Source organism: Aromatoleum aromaticum EbN1 (assembly GCF_000025965.1).
In the GTDB taxonomy this organism is placed as follows: Bacteria; Pseudomonadota; Gammaproteobacteria; order Burkholderiales; family Rhodocyclaceae; genus Aromatoleum; species Aromatoleum aromaticum.
Window position 1 is genome coordinate 85,984 of record NC_006823.1, and the last position, 21,023, is coordinate 107,006.

The following is a 21,023-nucleotide window of genomic DNA, read 5'->3' on the forward strand; positions in this document are numbered from 1 at the left end:
CTTATCGTTACTCGAGGGTTAAGGTGCTGAGGTCGGTCGAAGGCGCGTTACGTGACGCCTGCAGCCGGGTCGGGGGAGTGATCGTCTGCGATGCAGCAGACTGACCATTTTGCGCATCACCAGTTGGCGATCCCGAATGCGCAACACCGGTAGTTACACGGTGAGGAATTCTTGCATTACGCAAGGTGCCTTCCTCGTGCACTCCAAAAGTCCATTTTCTTTGCTCGATTTCTGTATATACATACCCTCCCGAGTGCAAATTGTCGTTCTTGTCAGTCCATGGGAATACCCGAATCCGCATTACTTGAGCGGGCATCCGCACCGGTGCAACGCCATCCGAATGGATTGCAAGTTCAGGCGGCATTGTCCCTACAGAGGAGCTTGTGGCCGTAGAAGAAATAACCGATGGAAGCCTTTCGCCTTCTTTCTGCTTGCGAATAACGGCGTCAACATCGATCTTGTTCTCGGTTGTGTGATTGGCAATGCGCTCCTCGAATTCATCAATGCTTCCGCTCGTGATCGCATAAACATCACCAGGAGATGCGCAAGCGCCAGGACCGATGCCAGGGCAGGACGAAGAGTCGCGGCCTGCAGTGTTAAGCGCGGAGGCGCAGCCGGTTAGTGCAATTACCGAAAGAGCAATAGCCAAGGCATGGGGTTTCATTATTGAATCCCCCCCGGAATCCGGCCTTCCGAGACAGCCAGAACTGCGCCCGTCCGCGCATCGACGAGTCGATAGGAAACCACCGTCTCGCCACCCAGATGGTGATAGGAGCCAAGTGCAATCACTCCAGCGTTTGCGGCTTCGGCGCGTCGTTTGACAACTGCATTAACCGGGTGGCCTGAAGTCCAACCGGAAGACTCGGTTTGCACGACCGGCACACCCGAATTGACAAGTGCGCCGGAGATGAGCGTCGCAAGGCTTTCGCCGTAATAGCTTGGGCGCAACTGTCCGTCATGCTTAACAGCCGGTGCAACAACGACAGTTGCTGGCATTGGCGTGTTCTTGAGGTAGAGTCGCCCGAGATTTGTACCAAGCTCGGAAACCGTGCTCGCCACCCACGGAGTTGGAGCTTCGATTTGAACTTGGGTCGCAGTAGTGCAAGCTCCGACAATCGAGGATGAAATTGCGATTGCGACCAAAATGGACTTCTTCATCATCACTTAACCTCCAGACCCTTCGTCAGCACGATCGTCGCGCGTCGGGCTGCATCAATTTCAACTACAGGGAACATCTCGCGAGCCATTTCCAGATAAAAGTTGGCAACCTGGTTTGCCGCGGAACTTGCACCGCTCATTGCTCCAGCTGTCAGTACGTCACCCATTTCAAAACGCTCGGCCTGACCGACGCTCGTTTGGGTATTGGCCCATTGATCCGGGGTACCCCATGGCTGAAGACCCTTCGCAATGCCGCCCAGGAATCCCGCAGTGAGTGATCGGGCGATCATCTGGCCTTGTTTGGATACCAGTTCGCCTTTGATACCTACGCGACCATCGTCACCGACGACATACCCTTCCATCGGACCTTCGATAACCGCACCGTCGTCCTTGATGCACGAGAAACCTTCGGTGCGCATAACGGCTCGTTCGCTCGAAAGGTCACCGAATCCGGAAATGATCACGAAGCACTCACGAACGTCATGAGTGAAGTGATTGGGGAGAATTGCATCGGTTTTCACACGAAGGACTGCCGGAACGGGATCTTTGCTCTTCGCGTTGGAGGTCGGAACGTCCATACCGTTGAGCAAGAAACCTTCGAACTGACTTCCCATTGGCAGGTAGGCAATCCGCTCCTTGTCGTCTTTTGTCTTCTTTTCCTCTTTGGGGGTCGCTGCCCCTACTACACGCAGAGTTGGGGGCGGTGGTGCGAACACTGGCGCCGCACTGACTGAGGGTTGAGGAAGCGCTCCAGATGAGAAAGCATCTGCAGGGTTGTCGGCAGAAAGCGGTTTCCCATCCTCACCAACAACGGGCAGGCCATCAGGTCCCACGAGGCCTTGTGCCACTGCGCCGCCACCGGAAAACTTCAGCCTTTCGAGCTCGCGGCTCAACCGCTGGACCTCATCCACAAGGTCTACGGTCACACCGTTTGAACCCTGAGTGCCGCGCATCTCCTGAAGCTGACGGAACAGCAACTGGCGATCGGCCTCCATCTTCTTGACTCTGTTATCCATGCCCACTGTGCTCTTCTCGATACTTTCGAGCTTCGCAGCGAGGTCATCGACGCCAGTTTCCCGAGCAGTAGGGACACGGAAGTTCGCGGGCCTGTTTGCACCGATAGGTTGTCCAGCAATCTCTCGCGTCGGGCCTCGAGTTGATTGAACAACTGCGGCGAGCGCGATAACGCTGACAAAGATCCCGCCCACCATAATGCCCAGCCGAGCGTTCGATGGAAGCTCTTGCCATTTCTCTTTCAGACTCATCGCGCACCATTCTGGAAGGCGGTTTTATCCGAAATCACGTAGACGTAGGCGTGATCACCTTTACGAAGACGCGTGCTCGGAAGGATGGCGACAGCACGAACGCCTCGTTCCCAAAATGCTGCTTCATCGAGTTCGATTTCTTCGTCACTAATCGATTCAACTCGGTAACGCCATTGATCCATGGTGGCGCTCGAGTACCGCATTTCCGGCCGGATCAATAAAGGGCCACGGCGACCCACAGCGCGAGGCAGGGCTGCTTCGGACATGCCGACGGGAACCTGATTGACGGCAGCCTGGCGCATCATCTGGATCAGCCGCTGCTGGTAGTTGTCGGGTTCATTGTTTTGATCTGGCTGTAGTCCAGGCTCCGGAACATCGAACTGAAGAATCGCTGTCTGTGACGGGATCGCCTGGGGAACCAGAATCAGTGAGATAACCGGATCGTTCGGACGAGATCCGGTCACAAAGAGTGACTGCGGGTCCGTGCTAGTGCTGGGCATCTGAATGTAGAGGCTCTGCCCGACAGCCTCCACGATCATCCCTTCGGGGATGATTCCAACGGCCTTAGGTGCGGCAAATGGAGTGCCGACTCGGTTGGCCTGAACCATTGAGACGTTGACGACTTCGTTCTGCCCAGGCGTTACGCGGATTGTCTGCGCTTTAAGCGCATTAACGTCGCCCGAGAGGCTCGAACCGAACCCCGGCATGGGCAAAGGCGCAGTTGCGCGGGGCTGTACATCAAGTCGCGGTTGCGGCGGAACTGTCCCTGCCACAAATGGAACTGCGGGCGGCTGGTCCGGAGTCGGCGGACGAATTGTCGTCTGTGCAAGAACCGATGAGGAAATCAGCGTTGCAACAGCAGTCAGTACAAGTCTTTTCATTTTCCAGCCTCCTCGCGGAAGTTCGGATGCTGTTGTCTCCATTTCTGGGTACGCATTTCTCGGCCGTCGTAAGTTTCAATGCTGGTAATCCATGGGCGGCCAGTTCTCATCTCGACGCCCAGCTCGTAAATCATTTCGGTATCTGTCTTTCGCCCTGCAGCATCTCGGTGAGTTGCAGTGCCACCAACGAAAACCTTCATGGTTTCGGGTTCGAAGAGAATTTCGTTCGGCTGGAATACAAGCGAGCTGCCCGTCCCTCTGAATTGAGGGTTTTCGGCGGTTGCTTTTAGCGTGCGGCGAACGTCCGGGAAGATTCTTGAATCCACGAAGAGCTCGAGGTTCTGAGCGACGAAATCGATGTTGTTCGGGGTTACGTTCGCAGCCAGAGTCGTGAAGTACATCCCAAACGATTTAAGGTAGTCGGCTGACGCTGCCGACCACCCGAGCTGAACTTGTCGATCCAAGTACGGAGGAATGAGGATGATTCGTTCGCGTTGTTCCATCGCCCGACTGACAGCTATGCCGCCGACTGCTATAGCGATCACCAATCCAACCGTAAGGACGATGACCATCGCTGTTGCAGCCTGCAGGCTACGAAAAAGCATCGGAACTTTCATAGCCAGAACCTCCGACGCATCCCGTCTGTGTACACTTTATTCATTCCGCCAAAACCCTTTGCATAGAAAACATGCGTGATTGCGCCTTCGAGTTCCCCTTCCTTCCAGCGCCTCATTATTCGAATAGAGATAAGCATCACTGCAACGCCGAGAAATAGACCGATCGTTGATCGCGAGAGAATGCCAACAGAGAACAGAGTAAACCCGACAATAAATTCGTCAAATTCCCATGCGTAAAACTGTTGTTGGGAATCGACATAACGGGGAATATCAACCTCGAGCGCCATTATTGCTTCCTCAATTCAATGAGAACTTGTCGATTCTTTTGGCGACCAGACTCGGTATCAGTTGGAGCAATTGGCGACCGTGCGCCCAAGGAAACAAGTTCCATCTGGGATTGCTTCATGCCTTTCAGCTTAAAGAGAGAGGCAACTGAGGCCGCGCGTTTGTAGGCAAGACGATCGTTGTACGAGTTGGTGCCGATCGGATCTGTACGCCCAATAAGACGAATCTTGGTGTCATCCCCAAACTGGAAGCTGGATATGACCTCGGGGTTCAACGGAACCGTAGAGTCAAAGGCAAAGAAAACGGTGGCGCCAGGAATGAGGTCATAGTCACCCGTGTTCGATCCAGTCCCGTCGGACTTGGCTGATGTCGAGGCGGTACGAAGTGGAGTGCGCTCCATTTCGACCCACTGAGTTTCACCTTTCTGAACGGGGCGCTTAATAAGAGTTGTTGCCGTGTCCTGGCCCACGCCGTAAGAGAACTGGCTAGGTTCGTATTCAGTAGCCTCGAACGGATACACGCTATGCCGGTCTTGTGCGATTACCGATGTCGCGCCGATGAACGCCGCGGCAGCCAACAGAATATTCAGAGGTACTTGGGGTTTCACAGCTTTCTGCCTTCGATCACAGCAGAAGTGATCCCGTTGAGCAGTTGAATAAAGATCCCTTCATGCCCATTGGCGTTGTCGGGAGTAACGAGGTACTGGCCTCCGATCGTGATCGACGGTGTTGCCTGAACCTGATTCCGGAAAAAGATATGGGCAAGTGGCTCAAGGCTGTCCTTGGTGATCTTTGCCCACGCAGCAGCGTAGGCCGCATGAGGGATACCGGCGTCTCGAGCAACAACAGACCAGGTAGCGGGCTTGACCGGATCGAGCCCCCCGCTTTGCAACGCCTTGTAGGCCGCAGTTTCAAAAGCTCTCAACGATGCTGCGTCAAGAAGAGAAGCTGCAAGCCAAGCTCTCGCGGAAGCAATGACAGACATGTCAGGATAGATGACCGGAACAAACTCGAAGGTCATTGGACTAGGGACCGTCGCGCCCCAACGATGGAGCATCTCGTGCGATGCACGGCATGCAGGGCAGCTGAACTGGAAGAAAGCAAGAATCTTGTTCTTGTCTTCCGGGTTTGGGCCGATGCGACGAAACGGTTCCGGAGGGGCATCTTGAGCAAACAAGGTGGGCGCCGCGAGCGTAGCTGTAGCAGCCATCGAACCGTTAAGCAGAAACTGACGACGATTCAATTTTCACCTCCTCAAGCTTCTCGTCCTGGCCAAGAGCCTGACGAATTTCGATTTCAGAGCAAACTCCCATCTCAATGAGCACTCGACCAATAGGGCGCAATACACCATTGCGCTTGTACTCAGTCTGCCTACTAATGGCCTGCTCAATTTCGGATGAAGTGGCAACCCCAGATTCAATCAGGGCATAGCCCAGGCGTTTGTACTCAAGCTTCAGTGCATCCGCCGACGAGGTAACGCGTCGAGCTTCATCCAGCGTCGTCAAGCCCCTAGTTGCTTTGGAAGCGGCTTCGAATGCGAGCAACTCAAATTGAGGCTGACGGGAGGCGGCTGCAACAATCTCTTCAGGGCTGCCTCCGCGAGAGATAACCCGCCGGACGGCCTCGTCGCCAACAATCATCTCCACAAGCGGGACATTCCCTTTGTAGGAGAGGGCGTTCGGAACACGGGGAAACGATTCGCCCTCGAACGGCAATCCATGGATTCGCATCCATTCGAGCTCAAGCTCATTCGCCGAGCCCCATGATGGCTTGAGTTCTGGATCAATTCGACGAACCAGCCGTTGCGCAGTGATTCCGCGCAGGGATGCGGCAAGCGTGCCAGGATCAACGCCGAGTTCAATGAGCCGCGTGCATCCCATCGCAGCGTTGTTTGCGTGCATCGAAGCGATGACGAGGTGACCGGTATTTGCCGCTTCAACCGCTATACGTGCCGTCTCGGCGTCGCGAATCTCACCGATCATGATCACATCCGGGTCCTGACGAAGAACTGCTCGCAGTGCGGCCGGATACGGCATGTGAATTGGATCGATGTTGATCTGATTCAGGCCGGCAAGTCGATACTCAACCGGGTTCTCGATCGTGATGATGTTCAGGCTGTGGTCGTTGATCTCATTGACCAGTGCGTACAGCGTCGTGGTTTTTCCAGACCCTGTCGGACCGGTTACGACAAATAACCCGTGCGGTTCTTGAAGGATGACCCGCATTGCCTCATCGACTGCTGGAGGGAGCGCAAGCTCAGTAAGGTCCATCGATACGTTCGCCTGATCAAGCAGTCGGCAGACGACGCTTTGCCCATCGACCGTCGGTACAATGGACACGCGAATGTCGATGACTTTTCCCTTTTCGGGGAAGCGAAGACCCATGCGCCCATCAAGAGGAGTGTGGTGATCCGAAAGGGAAAGGCGAGAGCGACTCCGTACCTTTTGGTCGAAGATTCCTGCGTAATAAGACGGGTATTGGCCGATTTCCATCAGTGCTCCACCAGGTGCGCGTCGGCGCACTCGAACCCCCTTGGTGTCTTCTTGAAAGTGGATGTCGGCCGATCGAGTCAGCGCAGCTTCAAGAAAGAGCTCGTTCAGTACCTGAACTGCTTCGCGTTCATTCGGATTGTTTGAGATGAAATTGTCTGGCTCTTTCAAGGCTGCTGCTCCGGTTCTTGTTTCGTCCGATTCTCTTGCTCAATAGCGCCGGGCTGGGACGCTGCAGACTCATCGAGAAGCTCCAAAAGGCGCTCTCTGAATTCGTCTCGACCGTGCCACTTCGTGCAGTCCATGCGGTTGAAAAACTGGTTGGCGACAAAGCCCTTGAAGCTGTTCTCCGCCTGAATCGACCACCGAAGCATGTCCAACTTCGTATCGGAGCTAACTCTTGGTTCGAGCGTGTCTCGCAAGACGTTGCCGATACCTCTGATGACACTTCCGGAGCGTTCAATACGCTCACAGGAGTCCTGCGGGACGATCACCCAAACAAACCATCCAACCATCAGAACAAGGCCCGCACCTCCGAGAAGACTTTTGATAATCATCAGGACGACCTGTACGCGGCCCACACCTTTCGGATGTAGATGTCACGCTTTTCCGGAGAGCGTGCGTTGTAGCTACCCACGGCCTCCCATGTAGCGCCATGCCGCTGAATCTTCATTGCCAAAACCCACGCCCCCATTCGAACGTTGAAACACGGATCAAACAAATCTCGCCGAGTGATCTGAACGCCAAATCGAAACTTCAGGTCCTCGATGTGGATCGTTCGAACTTGCATCAAGCCCAGATCCTTGCCGTCGGGTCCGATCGCATCCGGGTTAAAGCCGCTCTCAACCTTCGCAATCGCCCACAACAAACGGCTATCCACACCGAACTCGCGTCCCGCAGCATCAAAACAAAACGCATGTGCCGGCCCCGACAGGTAGAGCAGGAGCGATGCGAGAGTGAGAGCGGTTCGGATAGGATTACTAAGCATTGCGGATTGCATTATCATGCGTTCAAACAAGATTATCAACCGACGCAGGGAGAATCACAAATGTTTCTACGAAGACTGCCGAGATCCCTACTGGCTGCAGCGCTTACAGTGAGCTTTCCTGTCGTTGCCGAGGCCAGGGGCCTTGTGGATCGTGGAATACAGGCGGCTGCCGATGCGGCGAGCTCTGTAAGTTCGTGGGCGACGACAGGGGTTGAGAGCACTGAAGCCACAAGCGCCTGGAGGGCATTCAAGGGACGCAACAAGAACGCACTGGTGCGGCTCGAGCGGCTGGCCGACCGAGGGAACGCTGACGCGCAGAACTACGTGGGGCACATTTATGCAGAGGGGCTTAGCCGCCAAAAGAAGGCGGAAGATGTGGCTGCGATCGCCGCACGTTATTTCGCTCAGGCAGCTCAATCCGGGCACGCGGTGGGAACATACAACTTCGCGCTCATGCAGCTGAAGGGGGCGGGCGTACAGTTCGATGAGAAGCGAGCGATGTACGCGATGAACATCGTCAAGGATCAGATACCTGCAGCTGCTGTCCACTTGGCTCTTTATCATTACAAGCGAAATGAGTACGGTATCGCTTGGCAGAATGCGCAGTTTGCAGCGTCGCGAGGCGAGGCGATGGGTGCCTATATCGCGGGGAAAATGCTTCACGAAGGGACGGCGAGTGGTGGATCGAGCCGTCAGATTCGGGGATACCTACTGGATGCTGCGAAGTCGTACATTTCAGATGCGGCCTGGATCGTGGCCACCACCTATGATGACGATGCATCAACGGCAGACAGCCTTATGCTCTCCCGAGCGTACCGTCTTATTGCAGTGGGGATGGAGCGAAGCGGATCGAAACAGACTCCACAGATCCTCGCGGGACTTTCGACTCAGGAAGCCCGTAGGGCTCAGAACTTTGCTCAAAACTGGTTCAAGCGGTTCAAAAAACCTGATAATGCCTCCTACATGAAGACACTTGCCGAGCAGCCTGCGATTCTTCCGCCTCGAACCTACTAACGCCGGGTCAGTTGCTTCTACCTGCATTCCGCGATCACGTTAATCGCCGACGCCCTTTATCTCTTCGTAGTTCTGCATAAGGCGCCTGTACATGTCGGGAGGTAGAAAGCCCGGAGCCGGCAAGCCGTTCTCGCATACGGGCACCCTTATAGGCTGCTCGTAAGGGGTCACGCCACCCTGTTGCGTTTTCACGCTCATCTTCAAGCGCACATCAAAAACTCGGCATCCGGCCTCTCTTCCGGCGTCAACGACCAGTGCGTGAATATCACCAACTGCCTGAGTGTAGTCGCGAATATTGCGCTCAAAGCGGCCGGTAACCACCCCTTCTGCCCTGCCCCTCTCTGACGCAATATCGAACAGATCTGCAATCTCACCAGCATGGATAGAGGGTGCAACAACAAGAAAAGTAATCGCCATCAAGCGCAGTTTCAATGTCTGCATTTATTTCTCCAAAAAGGAGCCTCATCGTCAGAGGAGGCTCCGCATCATGGGTTATTCGTACCCGCTCATCGACTCAATGACACGCTGTCGGGCGAAATCCGCCCCAGGCTGGCCCGTCGAATTCATCAAATCGGCGTAGAAAGGACTGAAGTCGATTGCGCTGAAGTTAAGACTTTGGAACTGGGATGCAGTAAGCCCTGCGCAGCTTGTGCCAGTTCCCAGCTGTGCTCTGCCTGCGTCACCGATAATCTTCGCCAGCTCTGAGTTGTAGCAGCAGTAGCTGCGTCGGCAAGTCTTTAGAATGCGACCGCTACATCGGCTCCCGACTTGAGTACATAGCCCCGCGCCTTTCTTCATTGAAAGCATCTGCTCGGCTTCTGTGCAGGATGTCAATTCGAAGTAGATGTAAAGCAATACCATCAAGGCGAAGAGGTACGGGTTGAAGTAAAGATTGAAATTGGTTCCAGCGACATTTGTCGCCAATGTCGTTGTGCCAGGTATAGCCCCCCCGATAAGAGGAATGGTCGGCATGTTATAGGCGAATGTGAAACCATAGAAACTGAAGCTCGGATTGAAAGTGACATTTGTCCAGCTATTGGAGATCCATCCCTCCATACCAACCGCAGAAAGGAATGGTTGAGTCGAGCTGTACATGAAGTCATAAACGTAGGGCGCAGACTTGTACCAGACGTAGTCGATCCCCGTCATTACAGCTGATACTGTAGCCGCCGATACGAACTGAGAGACAACATCGTTATTGCTCTGGGCGCCACCTGAACTTTGGCAACATTTGATTGAGATGCCCTTGTTACGGTAACGGCATCGCTCAGAGCTTCCTGAAAAGAGACGGAATGTGTCCGGATTCAGGTAAGTACCGGCCTCCTTTGCAAACTCCATTGCTGCGGCAGCCTGCAGGAAATCTTCTTGATTCGACGCATACCCAGAGTCCCAGCATTTTGTAACTCCATTGTTATCAGTAACGCACACTTGCTGTGATGAGCAGTTGTCGACTGGAATAGATGCGCTATCAAGAGGGCACTCATAGTTCCTTGCGAAGGTTTCACACTGGTTCGCGTATGGGTTTGCGACAATTACTCCATCAAGTCCACGCTTCGTCGCGGGGAATGTCTTGGCACATGTCCGCTCTCCTTGCTGCTGGCAAGAGAGCGCCTCCATCGCGCCGCAGCCTTCCTCGAATCGATCAGTGATGCATCCGAAGGGTAACGATTGCGACCAGCACCGTGTTATTGCACGACCGTTGATAATTCGTGTGCCGTAATCGCTGCAGTGCGCCTCAGGGACAAGGCCAGGGTTTTCAGGGTCAGGTTCATTCTCAAGGTCGCACCGTGAATTTGACTCGAGGTGGCCGCAATTATTCACCCATGTTTCGGAGGAGATAGTCCTGCAAACGTAGGTGTCTTGCTCGGTCGTACATACCCAGGTTTCGCCGACTTGAACTTGTTCAGTACCGGTAACCGCGCCAGTTTCCGGATCGACGATGTTGCGCGTTTCGTAGATCGGGTCCCAATAGCCGCCAACGCAGGTCGTGCCAGTTTTGGTACAAACCGGGCTTTCCATACGGCATGTCGTTTCAAGGGGTTTTTGCCACGTGTTCGTGCATACCTGTATCGGGGCCGGGGGCGTAATCGAGCATGAACCCCCAACAGGGCGGGTGCAGCTACGATTAACGCTCGACACGGTGACATTCAGGTTGTAAGAGCACCAGGCTTCATCAACGATCCGCCCCTCATTACATGTCTCAGTCCGGAAAGTAGCTCGTTCGAAATCCTCAGCAACACATGCGTTCGGCGAAGCGGTAATTCCGAAGCCCATCGTGCTCAATTGCGAATTCGGACTCTGTTGGATTACCCTAGATTGCGTAAAGATTGGATCGGTTGGAGCCGGCCCTTTAGACATGTCGATATTGGCTTGCGTTGAGGTATTTACCGCAAAGCACTCCATATGCGCGGGATTGTTGGGGTCGAGTGTTGCAGAGCCGCATGCGTCGATACGGGCTTGTCCTCCAGGGCCCGAATCAAAGTTCGAACTAAAGTTCAGGGCTTGCGGTACGTCCGCTGTTGCGTCCGGAAAAGGCAAGGCGTCTTCGGCTTGTTGATAGATGTCAAAAGTTGATCCGGGGCGGACGAGATTCGAGAGGTTACTTGCTTCCGAGTATGGGTCGACTGCATAAACAACAGACGTGAAGCAAACCCAGAAGGCCATGAACCTTGCCAAGAACTTGAAGAAAGCACACTCTATGAACACGGCTATTTCTCCTTGATCATCGCAAGCCGCTTAGCTGCAAGTTGTCGAATCTCTGGCTTGGTTGCGCTCTGGGATATTTTCTCGAGAGAACCGATGATCGATATATCTCCAAAAACGGAGGCGTACTCGCCAACTGGAAAACAGCCTTCGTCGTCGACATTCAGATTGTCGCGGGACAGGACTAACGCGGGTACAGCGTCGATCTTGTAGCCGGTGAACACCTCGGGATTGATAATCCACCCAGCACCGCCGGCGTTTAGTGCGCCGGCCTGCTCCGTGGTGCGTCGAACCGTCCCGCCCTTGTAGTTACCTCGAAGCACGAGCGTTGCCCCAGCGGCTTGTGCCTGCCGCGAGTACTCGCGGATAACGTCGGGTGGCATTGAGAACGAGACAAACAGCATGAGGGTGCCGTCGGAGTTTGTCGGCGCAGCCTCGGAGGTGCGTGCAGTCTCGTACCGCTTGACGAGTTCGTTGAGGTCAGAGAAATCCTTTTCCCCTGCAGCCTTCTTTGCTGCTGCGTCGGTTGTAACGCCGAGCTGATTCGTGCCTTTGAGGGCCCGTGCTGCCCGCATGGCCTTATTCATTGAGTCCATGCCTTCGACACGAAGCTGTGCTTCATCGTCTTTAAGCTTTACGTCGGCTTTGTCAAAAAGCTCTTTCGATTCCGTTCTGATCCTGTCGTATTCGGTAGATGTCGGATGGAGATTCTCTGAGAACGCATAAGCAGAAAGTGTTGAGAGAAATAAGGTCGCGAGTTGTTTTTTCATTGCAGGTCTACAACTCCCTGGCAGCAATGACGTTTGCGGAAAATGGTGTAGCCCATGTCTTTGCCATAGACGGGAACTTCTGCTCCTATTTCGGCAAGATCAGTCATTCGGCCCAGAGGATCGCAACACCGGCCGGCAACCTTTCTTTGGGGAATGTAAAAGGTGCGGGACACCTTATAGGCACGCTTATCCATCATCAGCATCGGATACCCTACACGGCACATCGCGTCGCTACCATGTGTGGCCCAGATCATTCCAGATGCATGCATCTTTGCCAGCAACCGCTGAGTCAGCAGTCGTCCCGTTTGCTCGGCGGAAAGATGCGATGTGTTATCGCCTGTCAGTGGATATGTTCCGCCGTTGCAACCTGCGCACCAGAACAGACTGGAGATCGGAAAGCCCACCGCGGCAGCCCCACAGTCGACTGCGCAGGCATTTTGAGCAGCAGTGTCAGCGAAGGCATACATGTATGGGGTGATGATTCCCGCGAGCTCCGGATCGTCCCACATAGGGTCAAGGTTCGATGTGTAGGCCAGGTCGAAGTTGAGTTTCTCCATGCAATCGTTGTCCATCACCGTTTGCATGATGAACATGAAGGGCGAGACGTAATAGTTGATATTGCGGAACGACTTTTCGCCGGAACGGATGGCACCTTGGTCATAGTCTGTAGCGGTTGTGATCTCTTCTGTTGTTCCGCCAATCAGGCCTCGAAAAGAGATGTCCAACTGCATACCGCCAAGCATCGGGTAGCAATAAGGCTCGTTGACGACCTCTGCAAAGCGCGATTGCTCCCAGAATTCCACTGGAACGCCAAAAACCGTACTACCCCCTTTATCCAGACAGCTGCATAGCAGAGAGCTGTCACGAGTCAGAGCATCTTCTTGTCCCATAGAAAGGACGTTTGCATTGAAGATGCGAATTGGAAACATGCAACTCCAACAGATATCCGTTAGTGGATTGGGAAATTTACCGGGGCAGGTTTGCGCGAAGGACGGGAGAGGCGTCAACAGCGCAAGAACGAATGCGATGAGGGGCAAGAGACGCTTGATCATTGGGTTACCTCATCGACGCGTATCTTCATTCCATCTTGAGAGAGGACTGCTGGAACGCGCTTGATACCGAAGTGCTGGGTCAGTTTTCCGTGCTGGTCGTAGTAGATCTTCACTTTCCAGCGGTCTTGGAGCTCACGCCAGGAGCCTCCGACCAGCACCACTCGATTGAGCGGATTTTCCTCAAGGTAGCGAGCAGCGATAGAAACCTGCTTCTCATCCCGAGCATCGATAAAGACGAGTGACTTGGAGAGGGCGATGTAGTTGAAGGGGTTGTAGACGACGCCCGCTTTTGCTACGACCCGCCCTTGTTCGTCGACTACATCCTCGGAAAAACTGACAGACGGATCGAAGTGCCAAGTCTTGTTCTCTGTGGCGTAACTGATCCCTGGAACTGGGGGAGGGTCAGAGAATGTCGCAAGCGTTTCTTCTTGAAAGCGCCGTTGCATTGCATCCATCTCGCCATTCGACTGAAGCCGTTTGATGAGATCCTTGATCTGTTCAACCATGTCTGGCTCAGCGATCGGCCATGTTTGCCCATACGTTGAGCCGATGCGCTCGGCGGAAGCTGAGGAGCACATTAGCGCGGTCAAGCAGGCGAGCAGGATCTTGGTTCCTGGCCGCACTGGATTCATCGTTTCGCGCTCGAGTCGTTAAGCCATGCGTCCATGGCGGCCACGGGCATGTAGCCGGCCTTGAAGGTGCCGTCGTCGCGGACCAAGGACGGGGTTCCGGAAACACCAATTTCGCGTGACAGGCGCTCGATCTTCTCAAGCGGGTTGTCGCACGTCGCGACGGGGGGCGTCACCCCTTCGACCATCATTGCCGTCCAGGCCTGTGCTCTGTCTTTGGAGCACCACACGGATTCAGCCTTCTCTTTGGCGTTCGGATGCAAGGACGCGATCGGACTCAGGAAGACATGCATGGTGTAGTTGTCCAGCTTCATGAGTTCCTGCTCGAATCGCTTGCAGAACGGACAATCAGGGTCGGTGAATACGGCGAACTTCCTGCTTCCGTCGCCCTTGACCACCTTGAAAGCAAGATCGAGCGGAAGCGAGTCCCACTTGGCGCGCGACAGGTTGTTGCGGGCCTCTGCGGTCAGGTCGACTTGTTCCTTCATGTCGAACATCGGGCCAAAGATGAAGTAACGCCCCGATTTGTCTGCGAAAGCGACCGTACGCCCCATAGTCACTTGAAAGATTCCAGGCACCGGAGAGCGCTTGATTTCAGCGATCGGAGTGTTGGGATAGGTCTTCTCCATGTAGGCCTTAAGTTCTGCCTCTTCGGTGGTTGCAGCAAACGCACTGCCCACCACACAAGCGGCGGCCAGAGCGGTAACAGACAGAGTTCGGGCGAATTTTGAAAGCATCGTGTGATAACCTTACAAGAAAAGACAAATGGAATAGTAACTGTCACCCAGAAGGATATCAAATGCTTCCACGACTTGGCGGATGCTCTGATGCGGTTGCCCTTTGCAGTCTTGGCGCAGCAGTCGCCGCAACAACTCCGTTTGTAGGGGTCGATCCCCAGCATGCAGCTGCGCTGGCAATGGCCGGTACTACGTGGTTGGGCTACCGGGTGCTAGAGAAGGTGTCTTTCTCAAAGGCTGCGTTCGACTCGAACGTAGCGATCTCGTCGTCAGTCAAAACCCCTGATCTGGCTGGAGAAGCGGGAATGCTTATTGGCTACAAGGTCGAGGACGGAAGGCCCGTGTATGTGCCGGACGAAGACCTCATGCGGCATCTGTTCATTCTGGGTCAAAGCGGCGTTGGCAAGACCGTCCTGGGCGCCAACCTGATCTTTCAGCAGATTGCACGCGGGGGCGGGCTCACGTTCATCGACGGCAAGATGACGGACGAGGAACTGCAAAAAATCTGGCAGATGTGCGCCTGGTGCGGTCGGGAGCGCGACCTTTTCATCATCAACCCCGGCCGGCCCGAAATGAGCAACACCTACAATCCGTTGCTCTATGGTGATCCAGACGAGATTGCTGACCGGCCGATCTCAACCATTCCTCAGAATGACTCCAATCCGGGAACGGACTACTACAGAAAGGCCGCGCACCAAGGCATCGTGACTCTGGTTTCAGCAATGAAAAAGGCCGGGTTGGCCTATAACTTCATTGACTTCGCGGTCATGCTGATGAACTCCAAGGCTCTTGAAGAGCTTGAGCGCAAGCTCATGGAGGTCGCCCCAAACTCCGATGAGGCTAGAGCCTTCAGTCTTTTTGTCGATCAGTTTCGGTATTCGGCTAAGCCCGGCGCAGATGCCACCATCGACATGAAGCGGCTGAAGGAAGTGTTCGGTGGCATTGGGCAACGAATGTATCTGTTGGGAACAGGAAAATTCGGTGAAGTACTGAACTCGTACACGCCAGATTTGAACCTCTTCGAAGCAATTATGAATAACAAGATCATTTATGTTCAGTTGCCTACGATGGGGAAGAACGAAGCAGCGATGAACTTCGCCAAGATGTTCATCTCTGATTTTAGAACGTCGATCTCGTGGCTTCAGGATCTACCCGAAGAAAACAAGCTTCAGATACCTCACCTCTTCTTCATGGACGAAGCAGGCGGGTACGTTTCCATGAACATGACAAGGCCTTTTGAGCAAGCTCGCTCTGCCCGAGTGATCCTCTGTCCGGCCGCCCAGACCATGGCGAACTTCAAAGCGATCAGTGAAGAGTTTGCCGAGATGGTCATCGGAAACACCTGGACGAAGCTGATTTTCAAGGTCGGAACGCAGGCGTCTGCGGAAGAGATGGCGGAAGTCGCGGGAATGCACATCGTCAACGTACGGCAAGTTGCGGAGGCGCGAAATAAGGGGACCAGCTCCCAGCTTCTTCGTCTCGACCCCGCAGCCAGCGAAAGCGAGGGTCTCAGCGAGACGGTGACCTACAAGGAGCAAGAGGAAAACCGGGTTAGCGCCGATCAGCTCAAGGCGCTTGGGAAAGGTGAGTGCGTGATGCTCTATGGCGGTGATCAGGTGCACCACCTCAAAATACCCATGCTGAAATTCGATTCTCAAGAAGCGAAGAAGTTCGGAAAACCACGTGTGCACAGATTCAGGAAGCGTGCCGTCAAAGGTGCAGACTTCTTCAAGAACGCGGAAAAATATCTCTCCCGGAAAATGTCATGAACGAATGGTCACTCGGAGAGATGTTGGTTGACGGAATTCGCAAGTCACTTTTCTACGGTCTTGCGATATTCCTCATCTTGATGCTCATTCCGGCAACTCGTGAAATGTTTATGAAGTTTGTCGGAGTCGTTGGGGGCGAGACCGGTACTCGCGTCTTCAATACAGTCATCTATCTGATAAAGGGAATTTACAAGGCACACGTTACGTTGATCTGGCATCTCTTTAATAGCAGAAAGCAAGTCTTTTTGTCTCCCGATGAAAGCCAGATAGGTGGGGCGGCAAAAGAGAAGATCAAGACTTGACTGATGAGGATGGATTGAGACGTGAGCAAAATCAAGAAGGATGCCCTTGAAGAGGCTATTGAAATTGCTGACGAGGTTGTGTTCAGCGATAAATGGCTTGAAGAGAGTAGTCTTGAAGTCTTGAAAGGTGACCCTCCCCCCTTTGAGCAATTTTTTGCAGAAGGGACCGACCTTGAGGAACTGGATGTGGCGGATTCGCTGGACGATTTCGCGGCAGACTTCAGTTTTGATAACTTCTCGGAAGCGGAATCTGAATCATCTGCAAGTCAGAAGATTCAAGCGGCCCTTAGTACCCTGAATATCAAGGACACAGAGGGCGTTGTTACGGCAGAAGACTTCGAGGAAGGCCCTCCACGCCAGGCATTCCAGATCATCATGCACTACGCAACTGCACTGTTGCCAGAGCTTGCCTACCCAACGAAGCGCCCGAAGAACATCGTCTACTCGCACGAAAGAGTGATGCAGGCGGTTCGTTTCATCTTTGGTAGAGAAGAGCATGAGGGTGAAGGACGGGAAGGAATCAATTTTGCATTGTGCTGCGAGACGATTGGAGAGTATGTCCGGCCTGATGTAATAAGACTGCGGTTCCACTACGAGTTCTGGCTAAGGCAACTGCGCTTCCAACACGAGTTCCCGTTCCTGATCGACCCGGTGCCAGCATTCATCGAAAATCACGCATATTTCTTGAATGGGAAAAGTGCAGCGATTATTTGCGATTTGCTCTGGTCACACCCTGGACTCAACGTGCATGAGCTTTACCGGCGTGCAATCGATATGGAGCCGACCATCACGTTGAAGGAGTGGGAAAAGAGCCTGGTGATGCTGGACGAGGAGTACATCGTCAGCGAATTCGTCGGTCACTGGTATCTCACAGGGAAAAACCCGGTTCGCTCGCATCAAGACGACGTTGCTGCGGGGAGACGCTATCTATCTAAGTACGGCCGACTGAATTGGTCCGCCCACTTTGGGACTCCGGCGTGATGAATCGTCGAGATTTCCTGTTATTTGCAGCCAGCGCTGCTGTTGCCACGGCGCTACCTCTCCCTGCTCAAGCGCAACAGTTGCCGCGAACGCTTTGGATCGCTCGCGATAACCCTCAGGATGGTGTGCTGCTCGATATCAGCACTGGGAAAGGGATTGCCTACCTCCAATACCTTTTGCGTGATGTTCGTGCAAACCGTCAGGGATTGGTCCATCCCCAGATCGTCAGCAACCTTGCTTGGGTCCAAGCGTGGCTCGCGCACTGGGGGCTGAAGGCGCCGATCGTGGCGACGTCCGGCCTCCGAACGGAGGTGACCAATCGTGAGGTGGGAGGAGCCCATCAGTCTCAGCATCTCCCTGACAATAATGGCGTCTTTCGCGCTGTCGATTTCTGGGTTCCCGGCGCAAACTCTGAGGACGTTGCCAGAATGCTCGAGTGGGCAAGAACGGGAGGTGTCGGCTTCTACCGGTCCTCAAAGCACATTCACCTTGATGCCGGTCGCCCGCGTTCGTGGGGACTGGCTAGAAACTGAACAACACCATGCTACGAAAAGTCAGTCTGTGGCTTTCTAAGAAAGCAGCTGGAGATATGGATCTCGACATTGCAGGAAACAACACCGTATCGGAGGCAGAGCTCCACAATACGATGGCGAGCATTCTGCTGGCAGATATTTTGAAAGAACGGCGGTCCGAACGCAGATGGAAGCTGTTTCGGCGCTTCATGATCGCATCTTTCTTTATCGGTGGTGCTGTGCTGTACGCGATGTTTTACACAAGCACCCTTGGCATAAAGGTGAACATATTTGAGCGATTCAAAGAACGCGAGCCTGAGCTGGCAGTGGTGCGTATCTCTGGGACGATTGGTGAATTGGTGACGGCGGACACGTTGATTCCTGCCATTCGATCGGCCTTTGAAGCTAAGACTACGAAGGCCGTGGTGCTTCAGATTAACTCACCAGGGGGGGCGCCCGGGGACGCCGAACGCATAGGTAGCTTCGTGCGCGAGATGCGTCTTTCCAGTGAAATCCCGATCCATGCAGTGATCGAAGGGATTGGTGCCTCCGCGGCGTACTTGATCGCGATGGAGACAGACAGCATCTACGCTGGTCGTTACAGTCTCGTAGGCTCAATCGGCGCAGTTCTGTCTGCGTGGGAAGCTCACCAGTTGCTCGATCGCATCGGAGTTCAGCAAAGGACGTTCTCGTCTGGCGAACTCAAGTCGATGTTGAATCCGTTCGCCCCACCAAACGAAGAGGGTAATGCCAAGGCTCAGAGCTTGGTTGACGAAATGGGCGAGATGTTTAGGGAAGACTTGATGCTGGCAAGGGCAAAGAAGCTTACATCGGGTATCGACTATGGGACCGGGGAGGTATGGAATGGTGTGGTGGCACAAGAGATCGGGCTAGTCGATGAGATTGGAACGATCGAGTCGATCCAGTCCAAGTACGGACTCGAAAAGTTGCGCGTTTATCGCCCGTTTCGACCCTACAGTTTCATGCGAATGATGGCAGAGTGGGCGCAGGACCTGGGTATGGCGTTACCCTGGATTTCTGAAGGTTACAGTTACGAGCTGCGCTGAGGGAGTGGAAGGTCATGATCGGTTTCATCATTCGGCATCCAATTTTGTCGACAGCAGCAGCAGTGATTATTGCGCTTAATTTTACGGATGCTCCGCTGTCACATGCTTTCGAGAAAGCCAACGTGTCGGAAGTAATGGGCTTGGATGCGAACGCAAGTGGCTTGCGTGATGATGTTGAGAGCTGGATTCAAGGGCTCTACCCAGAGGCAGCCCACCCGATCCGGGTGGCCGCAGAACAGCTTGGTAAAGCGTATCAGCTTGGGATGCTGGCTTTCCACGAGAACTCGCCAGCGCTTAAAAACAATGCGATACAGGCCTATGGGATTGCGCAGGCCTGTGTGGGAAAGCATTTCTCACCCGAAGCTGCTGCGAAGATCAATGCTGGGATTGAAAAAGCTATGGGAAATACATCGGAGCGAGCGCAGTACGTTGTTGCACTCAAGGCCCAGCACGCGCGGGTTGTGAATAGCAACCCTGGCACTTACAGCTGCCCGTATTGAGCTCGGGGCGGCACTGGTTCAGGCTTTGCCCGCACGTCAAAGGAAAAACGGTTCGCCGTGAGGAAACGTGATGGCAGGCAAGCCAATTTCCTTGCGTCCCTTGAGATAGGTATCCATCTCAACAAAGCCAAACTTTGCAATTCGCGGCAGATGAATAAAAACGCCGTAAGTAAGGTGATACTGCTTCAACAGTTTTTCGATTCCATGATGAGGCGGAAGGCCCGTCTTCATCCAATCTTTGAGCAAGTTGACCTCATCGCTGTCCCAGCAAGGGCAGCCAGGTTTCTCATAGAGGTGCATTTCGTTGCAACGCGCACAGACGGTCGCTAGGCCCCTGACCAAGATAATTTTACCCTGCTCGCTCTGGACAAGAAGGCGCTCCTGGTTGTAGCCCCGAGCAAAGAAAGGGTCCTGTATTGCTAGATCGAGAGGCGCGATGAATCCTTCGCGAGCAGCCCTGCGGCCTTCACGAAAATTTTTCAACTCTTCTTCATCAAAGAGTTTTACGGGCTTCTTGTGCGCGTCGATGGATCTCAACCGTAATCTCGAGATTGCTCATTGCTATATTCAACGGAGCCTGCATCCTTTTTGCAGCGATGAAGCTTTATAATCGTCAGAAATCCAAGAGCAAACTCTTCGTAGTTCATTCCTTGGTATGGCTCTGTGCGTTTGAATTTGCGACACCAGAAAGCGTAATAGCGGAACCCTTCCTCAGTGAAAAGTGCGCCACCCTCTGTGGTCCTGGATACTCCTTCGCGCCAAAAGCCTTTCCAGCGGAATTGGTCGAAGCGGATAGGATTGCTCTGCGTCATTGAGTAAGGCTAACACTGGAAAGGTTTGCCTTCAAGGATTCTTCTTATACAAAAAAAACCCGACCTCATGAGGCCGGGCTGTGTGTCATCGTTTAGAGATCCGCACGTAGTGCCGACAACGTAACGCTTGGCGGACAGCTGCAGCAGATCCACCGGCATGGGCTACTGCTTCCGAACCCTGGTCATGCAATCCCCGCACTCTCAGTCCAAAGAGTGCATTCGTCGCTTCACCCGTAGTTAGAAGACAACTTTGAATCATCGTCTTGATAAGTCGCCTGTAGCGATTCTCGATTCCAGGAAGATCGATAAAGAATCGACATCCATTCAGTTTGCTCCGTTCGATCTGATGTTCGGAAGGATCGCAAGGTGAAAAGAGGCTGACGACTTCGGAACTGACTCCGCAGATCTCGAAAACCATTCCGTCAATAATGACGCTGTCACCAGAAGCCCAATTATTTAAGTGCATCGCTGTAACTTGCATCGTATCTCCCGT

26 protein-coding genes are annotated in these 21,023 nt (G+C 53.8%); 7 read left to right on the forward strand and 19 right to left on the reverse strand.

Annotated elements, in window-relative coordinates; translation table 11 throughout:
- Positions 1 to 7: 7 nt before the first annotated feature.
- From traV to EBN1_RS21050, 11 genes are read right to left on the reverse strand one after another with little or no spacing between them, the layout of a single operon-like run.
- A complete protein-coding gene (gene traV / locus EBN1_RS21000) occupies positions 8 to 664 on the reverse strand; it encodes a type IV conjugative transfer system lipoprotein TraV (protein WP_011254817.1) in 657 nt (218 codons plus the stop codon).
- Complete coding sequence (locus EBN1_RS21005; RefSeq protein ID WP_011254816.1) at positions 664 to 1,161, reverse strand: hypothetical protein; 498 nt, start codon at positions 1,159 to 1,161, stop codon at positions 664 to 666. Before EBN1_RS21005 ends, traV begins: the two co-directional genes overlap by 1 nt.
- Positions 1,161 to 2,423, reverse strand: coding sequence for a TraB/VirB10 family protein (locus tag EBN1_RS21010; RefSeq protein WP_011254815.1), 1,263 nt, complete (start codon positions 2,421 to 2,423; stop codon positions 1,161 to 1,163). Before EBN1_RS21010 ends, EBN1_RS21005 begins: the two co-directional genes overlap by 1 nt.
- On the reverse strand, positions 2,420 to 3,304 hold the full coding sequence (locus EBN1_RS21015) for a TraK domain-containing protein (RefSeq protein WP_011254814.1): 885 nt from the start codon (positions 3,302 to 3,304) through the stop codon (positions 2,420 to 2,422). The genes EBN1_RS21010 and EBN1_RS21015 overlap by 4 nt, the downstream gene beginning before the upstream one ends.
- Entirely contained in the window at positions 3,301 to 3,921 is a 621-nt protein-coding gene (locus EBN1_RS21020; RefSeq protein WP_011254813.1) for a TraE/TraK family type IV conjugative transfer system protein, read from the reverse strand. Before EBN1_RS21020 ends, EBN1_RS21015 begins: the two co-directional genes overlap by 4 nt.
- Positions 3,918 to 4,208: a type IV conjugative transfer system protein TraL gene (traL, locus tag EBN1_RS21025; protein WP_011254812.1), complete on the reverse strand. Its 291-nt coding sequence runs from the start codon at positions 4,206 to 4,208 to the stop codon at positions 3,918 to 3,920. Before traL ends, EBN1_RS21020 begins: the two co-directional genes overlap by 4 nt.
- A complete protein-coding gene (locus tag EBN1_RS21030) occupies positions 4,208 to 4,813 on the reverse strand; it encodes an OmpA family protein (protein ID WP_011254811.1) in 606 nt (201 codons plus the stop codon). Before EBN1_RS21030 ends, traL begins: the two co-directional genes overlap by 1 nt.
- Complete coding sequence (locus EBN1_RS21035; protein ID WP_011254810.1) at positions 4,810 to 5,448, reverse strand: thiol:disulfide interchange protein DsbA/DsbL; 639 nt, start codon at positions 5,446 to 5,448, stop codon at positions 4,810 to 4,812. Before EBN1_RS21035 ends, EBN1_RS21030 begins: the two co-directional genes overlap by 4 nt.
- On the reverse strand, positions 5,423 to 6,865 hold the full coding sequence (locus tag EBN1_RS21040) for a GspE/PulE family protein (protein WP_011254809.1): 1,443 nt from the start codon (positions 6,863 to 6,865) through the stop codon (positions 5,423 to 5,425). Before EBN1_RS21040 ends, EBN1_RS21035 begins: the two co-directional genes overlap by 26 nt.
- Positions 6,862 to 7,251 (reverse strand): hypothetical protein, encoded by a 390-nt coding sequence (locus tag EBN1_RS21045; RefSeq protein WP_011254808.1) that lies wholly within the window; start codon positions 7,249 to 7,251, stop codon positions 6,862 to 6,864. Before EBN1_RS21045 ends, EBN1_RS21040 begins: the two co-directional genes overlap by 4 nt.
- Positions 7,251 to 7,700, reverse strand: coding sequence for a lytic transglycosylase domain-containing protein (locus tag EBN1_RS21050; protein WP_338390413.1), 450 nt, complete (start codon positions 7,698 to 7,700; stop codon positions 7,251 to 7,253). The genes EBN1_RS21045 and EBN1_RS21050 overlap by 1 nt, the downstream gene beginning before the upstream one ends.
- Before the next feature lie 90 nt (positions 7,701 to 7,790).
- On the opposite strand from EBN1_RS21050, the gene EBN1_RS21055 reads away from it, so the two are divergent.
- A complete protein-coding gene (locus EBN1_RS21055; protein WP_157866770.1) occupies positions 7,791 to 8,696 on the forward strand; it encodes a tetratricopeptide repeat protein in 906 nt (301 codons plus the stop codon).
- Between the two features lie 39 nt (positions 8,697 to 8,735).
- Here EBN1_RS21055 and EBN1_RS21060 read toward each other — a convergent pair whose 3' ends face one another.
- The 6 genes from EBN1_RS21060 to EBN1_RS21085 are packed head-to-tail and all read right to left on the reverse strand — an operon-like array spanning position 8,736 to position 14,587.
- The gene (locus EBN1_RS21060; protein WP_011254805.1) at positions 8,736 to 9,137 is read right to left on the reverse strand and encodes a hypothetical protein; all 402 of its coding nucleotides are present in this window, start codon (positions 9,135 to 9,137) and stop codon (positions 8,736 to 8,738) included.
- A 51-nt stretch (positions 9,138 to 9,188) separates the two neighbouring features.
- The gene (locus EBN1_RS21065) at positions 9,189 to 11,360 is read right to left on the reverse strand and encodes a conjugal transfer protein TraN (protein WP_157866771.1); all 2,172 of its coding nucleotides are present in this window, start codon (positions 11,358 to 11,360) and stop codon (positions 9,189 to 9,191) included.
- A gap of 44 nt (positions 11,361 to 11,404) precedes the next feature.
- Entirely contained in the window at positions 11,405 to 12,169 is a 765-nt protein-coding gene (gene trbC / locus EBN1_RS21070) for a type-F conjugative transfer system pilin assembly protein TrbC (protein ID WP_011254803.1), read from the reverse strand.
- Positions 12,166 to 13,221, reverse strand: coding sequence for a TraU family protein (locus tag EBN1_RS21075; RefSeq protein ID WP_011254802.1), 1,056 nt, complete (start codon positions 13,219 to 13,221; stop codon positions 12,166 to 12,168). Before EBN1_RS21075 ends, trbC begins: the two co-directional genes overlap by 4 nt.
- On the reverse strand, positions 13,218 to 13,853 hold the full coding sequence (gene traW, locus EBN1_RS21080) for a type-F conjugative transfer system protein TraW (protein WP_011254801.1): 636 nt from the start codon (positions 13,851 to 13,853) through the stop codon (positions 13,218 to 13,220). The genes EBN1_RS21075 and traW overlap by 4 nt, the downstream gene beginning before the upstream one ends.
- Positions 13,850 to 14,587 (reverse strand): DsbC family protein, encoded by a 738-nt coding sequence (locus EBN1_RS21085; protein WP_011254800.1) that lies wholly within the window; start codon positions 14,585 to 14,587, stop codon positions 13,850 to 13,852. The genes traW and EBN1_RS21085 overlap by 4 nt, the downstream gene beginning before the upstream one ends.
- Before the next feature lie 62 nt (positions 14,588 to 14,649).
- On the opposite strand from EBN1_RS21085, the gene EBN1_RS21090 reads away from it, so the two are divergent.
- Genes EBN1_RS21090 through EBN1_RS21115 form a run of 6 tightly spaced genes read left to right on the forward strand, consistent with a single transcriptional unit; the run spans position 14,650 to position 19,718 of the window.
- Positions 14,650 to 16,356, forward strand: a complete 1,707-nt coding sequence (locus tag EBN1_RS21090; RefSeq protein WP_011254799.1) for a type IV secretory system conjugative DNA transfer family protein — start codon at positions 14,650 to 14,652, stop codon at positions 16,354 to 16,356.
- Entirely contained in the window at positions 16,353 to 16,658 is a 306-nt protein-coding gene (locus EBN1_RS21095; RefSeq protein ID WP_041647820.1) for a hypothetical protein, read from the forward strand. The genes EBN1_RS21090 and EBN1_RS21095 overlap by 4 nt, the downstream gene beginning before the upstream one ends.
- A 21-nt stretch (positions 16,659 to 16,679) precedes the next feature.
- Positions 16,680 to 17,639, forward strand: coding sequence for a hypothetical protein (locus EBN1_RS21100; RefSeq protein ID WP_011254798.1), 960 nt, complete (start codon positions 16,680 to 16,682; stop codon positions 17,637 to 17,639).
- Positions 17,639 to 18,172 (forward strand): D-Ala-D-Ala carboxypeptidase family metallohydrolase, encoded by a 534-nt coding sequence (locus tag EBN1_RS21105; protein ID WP_157866772.1) that lies wholly within the window; start codon positions 17,639 to 17,641, stop codon positions 18,170 to 18,172. Before EBN1_RS21100 ends, EBN1_RS21105 begins: the two co-directional genes overlap by 1 nt.
- A gap of 56 nt (positions 18,173 to 18,228) precedes the next feature.
- Positions 18,229 to 19,218, forward strand: a complete 990-nt coding sequence (locus EBN1_RS21110) for a S49 family peptidase (RefSeq protein ID WP_011254796.1) — start codon at positions 18,229 to 18,231, stop codon at positions 19,216 to 19,218.
- 14 nt (positions 19,219 to 19,232) lie between these two features.
- Entirely contained in the window at positions 19,233 to 19,718 is a 486-nt protein-coding gene (locus tag EBN1_RS21115; RefSeq protein WP_011254795.1) for a hypothetical protein, read from the forward strand.
- 36 nt (positions 19,719 to 19,754) lie between these two features.
- Here EBN1_RS21115 and EBN1_RS21120 read toward each other — a convergent pair whose 3' ends face one another.
- Together EBN1_RS21120 and EBN1_RS21125 are read right to left on the reverse strand one after the other, a co-directional pair.
- Entirely contained in the window at positions 19,755 to 20,255 is a 501-nt protein-coding gene (locus EBN1_RS21120; RefSeq protein WP_011254794.1) for a hypothetical protein, read from the reverse strand.
- Positions 20,256 to 20,615: 360 nt separating this feature from the next.
- The gene (locus tag EBN1_RS21125) at positions 20,616 to 21,011 is read right to left on the reverse strand and encodes a hypothetical protein (RefSeq protein ID WP_011254792.1); all 396 of its coding nucleotides are present in this window, start codon (positions 21,009 to 21,011) and stop codon (positions 20,616 to 20,618) included.
- Between the last annotated feature and the right edge of the window lie 12 nt (positions 21,012 to 21,023).

What these genes read in the sequence shown, in the direction of transcription:
- traV (WP_011254817.1), bottom strand. Translation starts at nt 664, where the DNA reads ATGAAACCCCATGCCTTGGCTATTGCTCTTTCGGTAATTGCACTAACC.
- EBN1_RS21005 (WP_011254816.1), bottom strand. Translation starts at nt 1,161, where the DNA reads ATGATGAAGAAGTCCATTTTGGTCGCAATCGCAATTTCATCCTCGATT.
- EBN1_RS21010 (WP_011254815.1), bottom strand. Translation starts at nt 2,423, where the DNA reads ATGAGTCTGAAAGAGAAATGGCAAGAGCTTCCATCGAACGCTCGGCTG.
- EBN1_RS21015 (WP_011254814.1), bottom strand. Translation starts at nt 3,304, where the DNA reads ATGAAAAGACTTGTACTGACTGCTGTTGCAACGCTGATTTCCTCATCG.
- EBN1_RS21020 (WP_011254813.1), bottom strand. Translation starts at nt 3,921, where the DNA reads ATGAAAGTTCCGATGCTTTTTCGTAGCCTGCAGGCTGCAACAGCGATG.
- traL (WP_011254812.1), bottom strand. Translation starts at nt 4,208, where the DNA reads ATGGCGCTCGAGGTTGATATTCCCCGTTATGTCGATTCCCAACAACAG.
- EBN1_RS21045 (WP_011254808.1), bottom strand. Translation starts at nt 7,251, where the DNA reads ATGATTATCAAAAGTCTTCTCGGAGGTGCGGGCCTTGTTCTGATGGTT.
- EBN1_RS21050 (WP_338390413.1), bottom strand. Translation starts at nt 7,700, where the DNA reads ATGATAATGCAATCCGCAATGCTTAGTAATCCTATCCGAACCGCTCTC.
- EBN1_RS21060 (WP_011254805.1), bottom strand. Translation starts at nt 9,137, where the DNA reads ATGCAGACATTGAAACTGCGCTTGATGGCGATTACTTTTCTTGTTGTT.
- EBN1_RS21065 (WP_157866771.1), bottom strand. Translation starts at nt 11,360, where the DNA reads ATGGCCTTCTGGGTTTGCTTCACGTCTGTTGTTTATGCAGTCGACCCA.
- trbC (WP_011254803.1), bottom strand. Translation starts at nt 12,169, where the DNA reads ATGAAAAAACAACTCGCGACCTTATTTCTCTCAACACTTTCTGCTTAT.
- EBN1_RS21075 (WP_011254802.1), bottom strand. Translation starts at nt 13,221, where the DNA reads ATGATCAAGCGTCTCTTGCCCCTCATCGCATTCGTTCTTGCGCTGTTG.
- traW (WP_011254801.1), bottom strand. Translation starts at nt 13,853, where the DNA reads ATGAATCCAGTGCGGCCAGGAACCAAGATCCTGCTCGCCTGCTTGACC.
- EBN1_RS21085 (WP_011254800.1), bottom strand. Translation starts at nt 14,587, where the DNA reads ATGCTTTCAAAATTCGCCCGAACTCTGTCTGTTACCGCTCTGGCCGCC.
- EBN1_RS21090 (WP_011254799.1), top strand. Translation starts at nt 14,650, where the DNA reads ATGCTTCCACGACTTGGCGGATGCTCTGATGCGGTTGCCCTTTGCAGT.
- EBN1_RS21095 (WP_041647820.1), top strand. Translation starts at nt 16,353, where the DNA reads ATGAACGAATGGTCACTCGGAGAGATGTTGGTTGACGGAATTCGCAAG.
- EBN1_RS21105 (WP_157866772.1), top strand. Translation starts at nt 17,639, where the DNA reads ATGAATCGTCGAGATTTCCTGTTATTTGCAGCCAGCGCTGCTGTTGCC.
- EBN1_RS21110 (WP_011254796.1), top strand. Translation starts at nt 18,229, where the DNA reads ATGGATCTCGACATTGCAGGAAACAACACCGTATCGGAGGCAGAGCTC.
- EBN1_RS21115 (WP_011254795.1), top strand. Translation starts at nt 19,233, where the DNA reads ATGATCGGTTTCATCATTCGGCATCCAATTTTGTCGACAGCAGCAGCA.
- EBN1_RS21125 (WP_011254792.1), bottom strand. Translation starts at nt 21,011, where the DNA reads ATGCAAGTTACAGCGATGCACTTAAATAATTGGGCTTCTGGTGACAGC.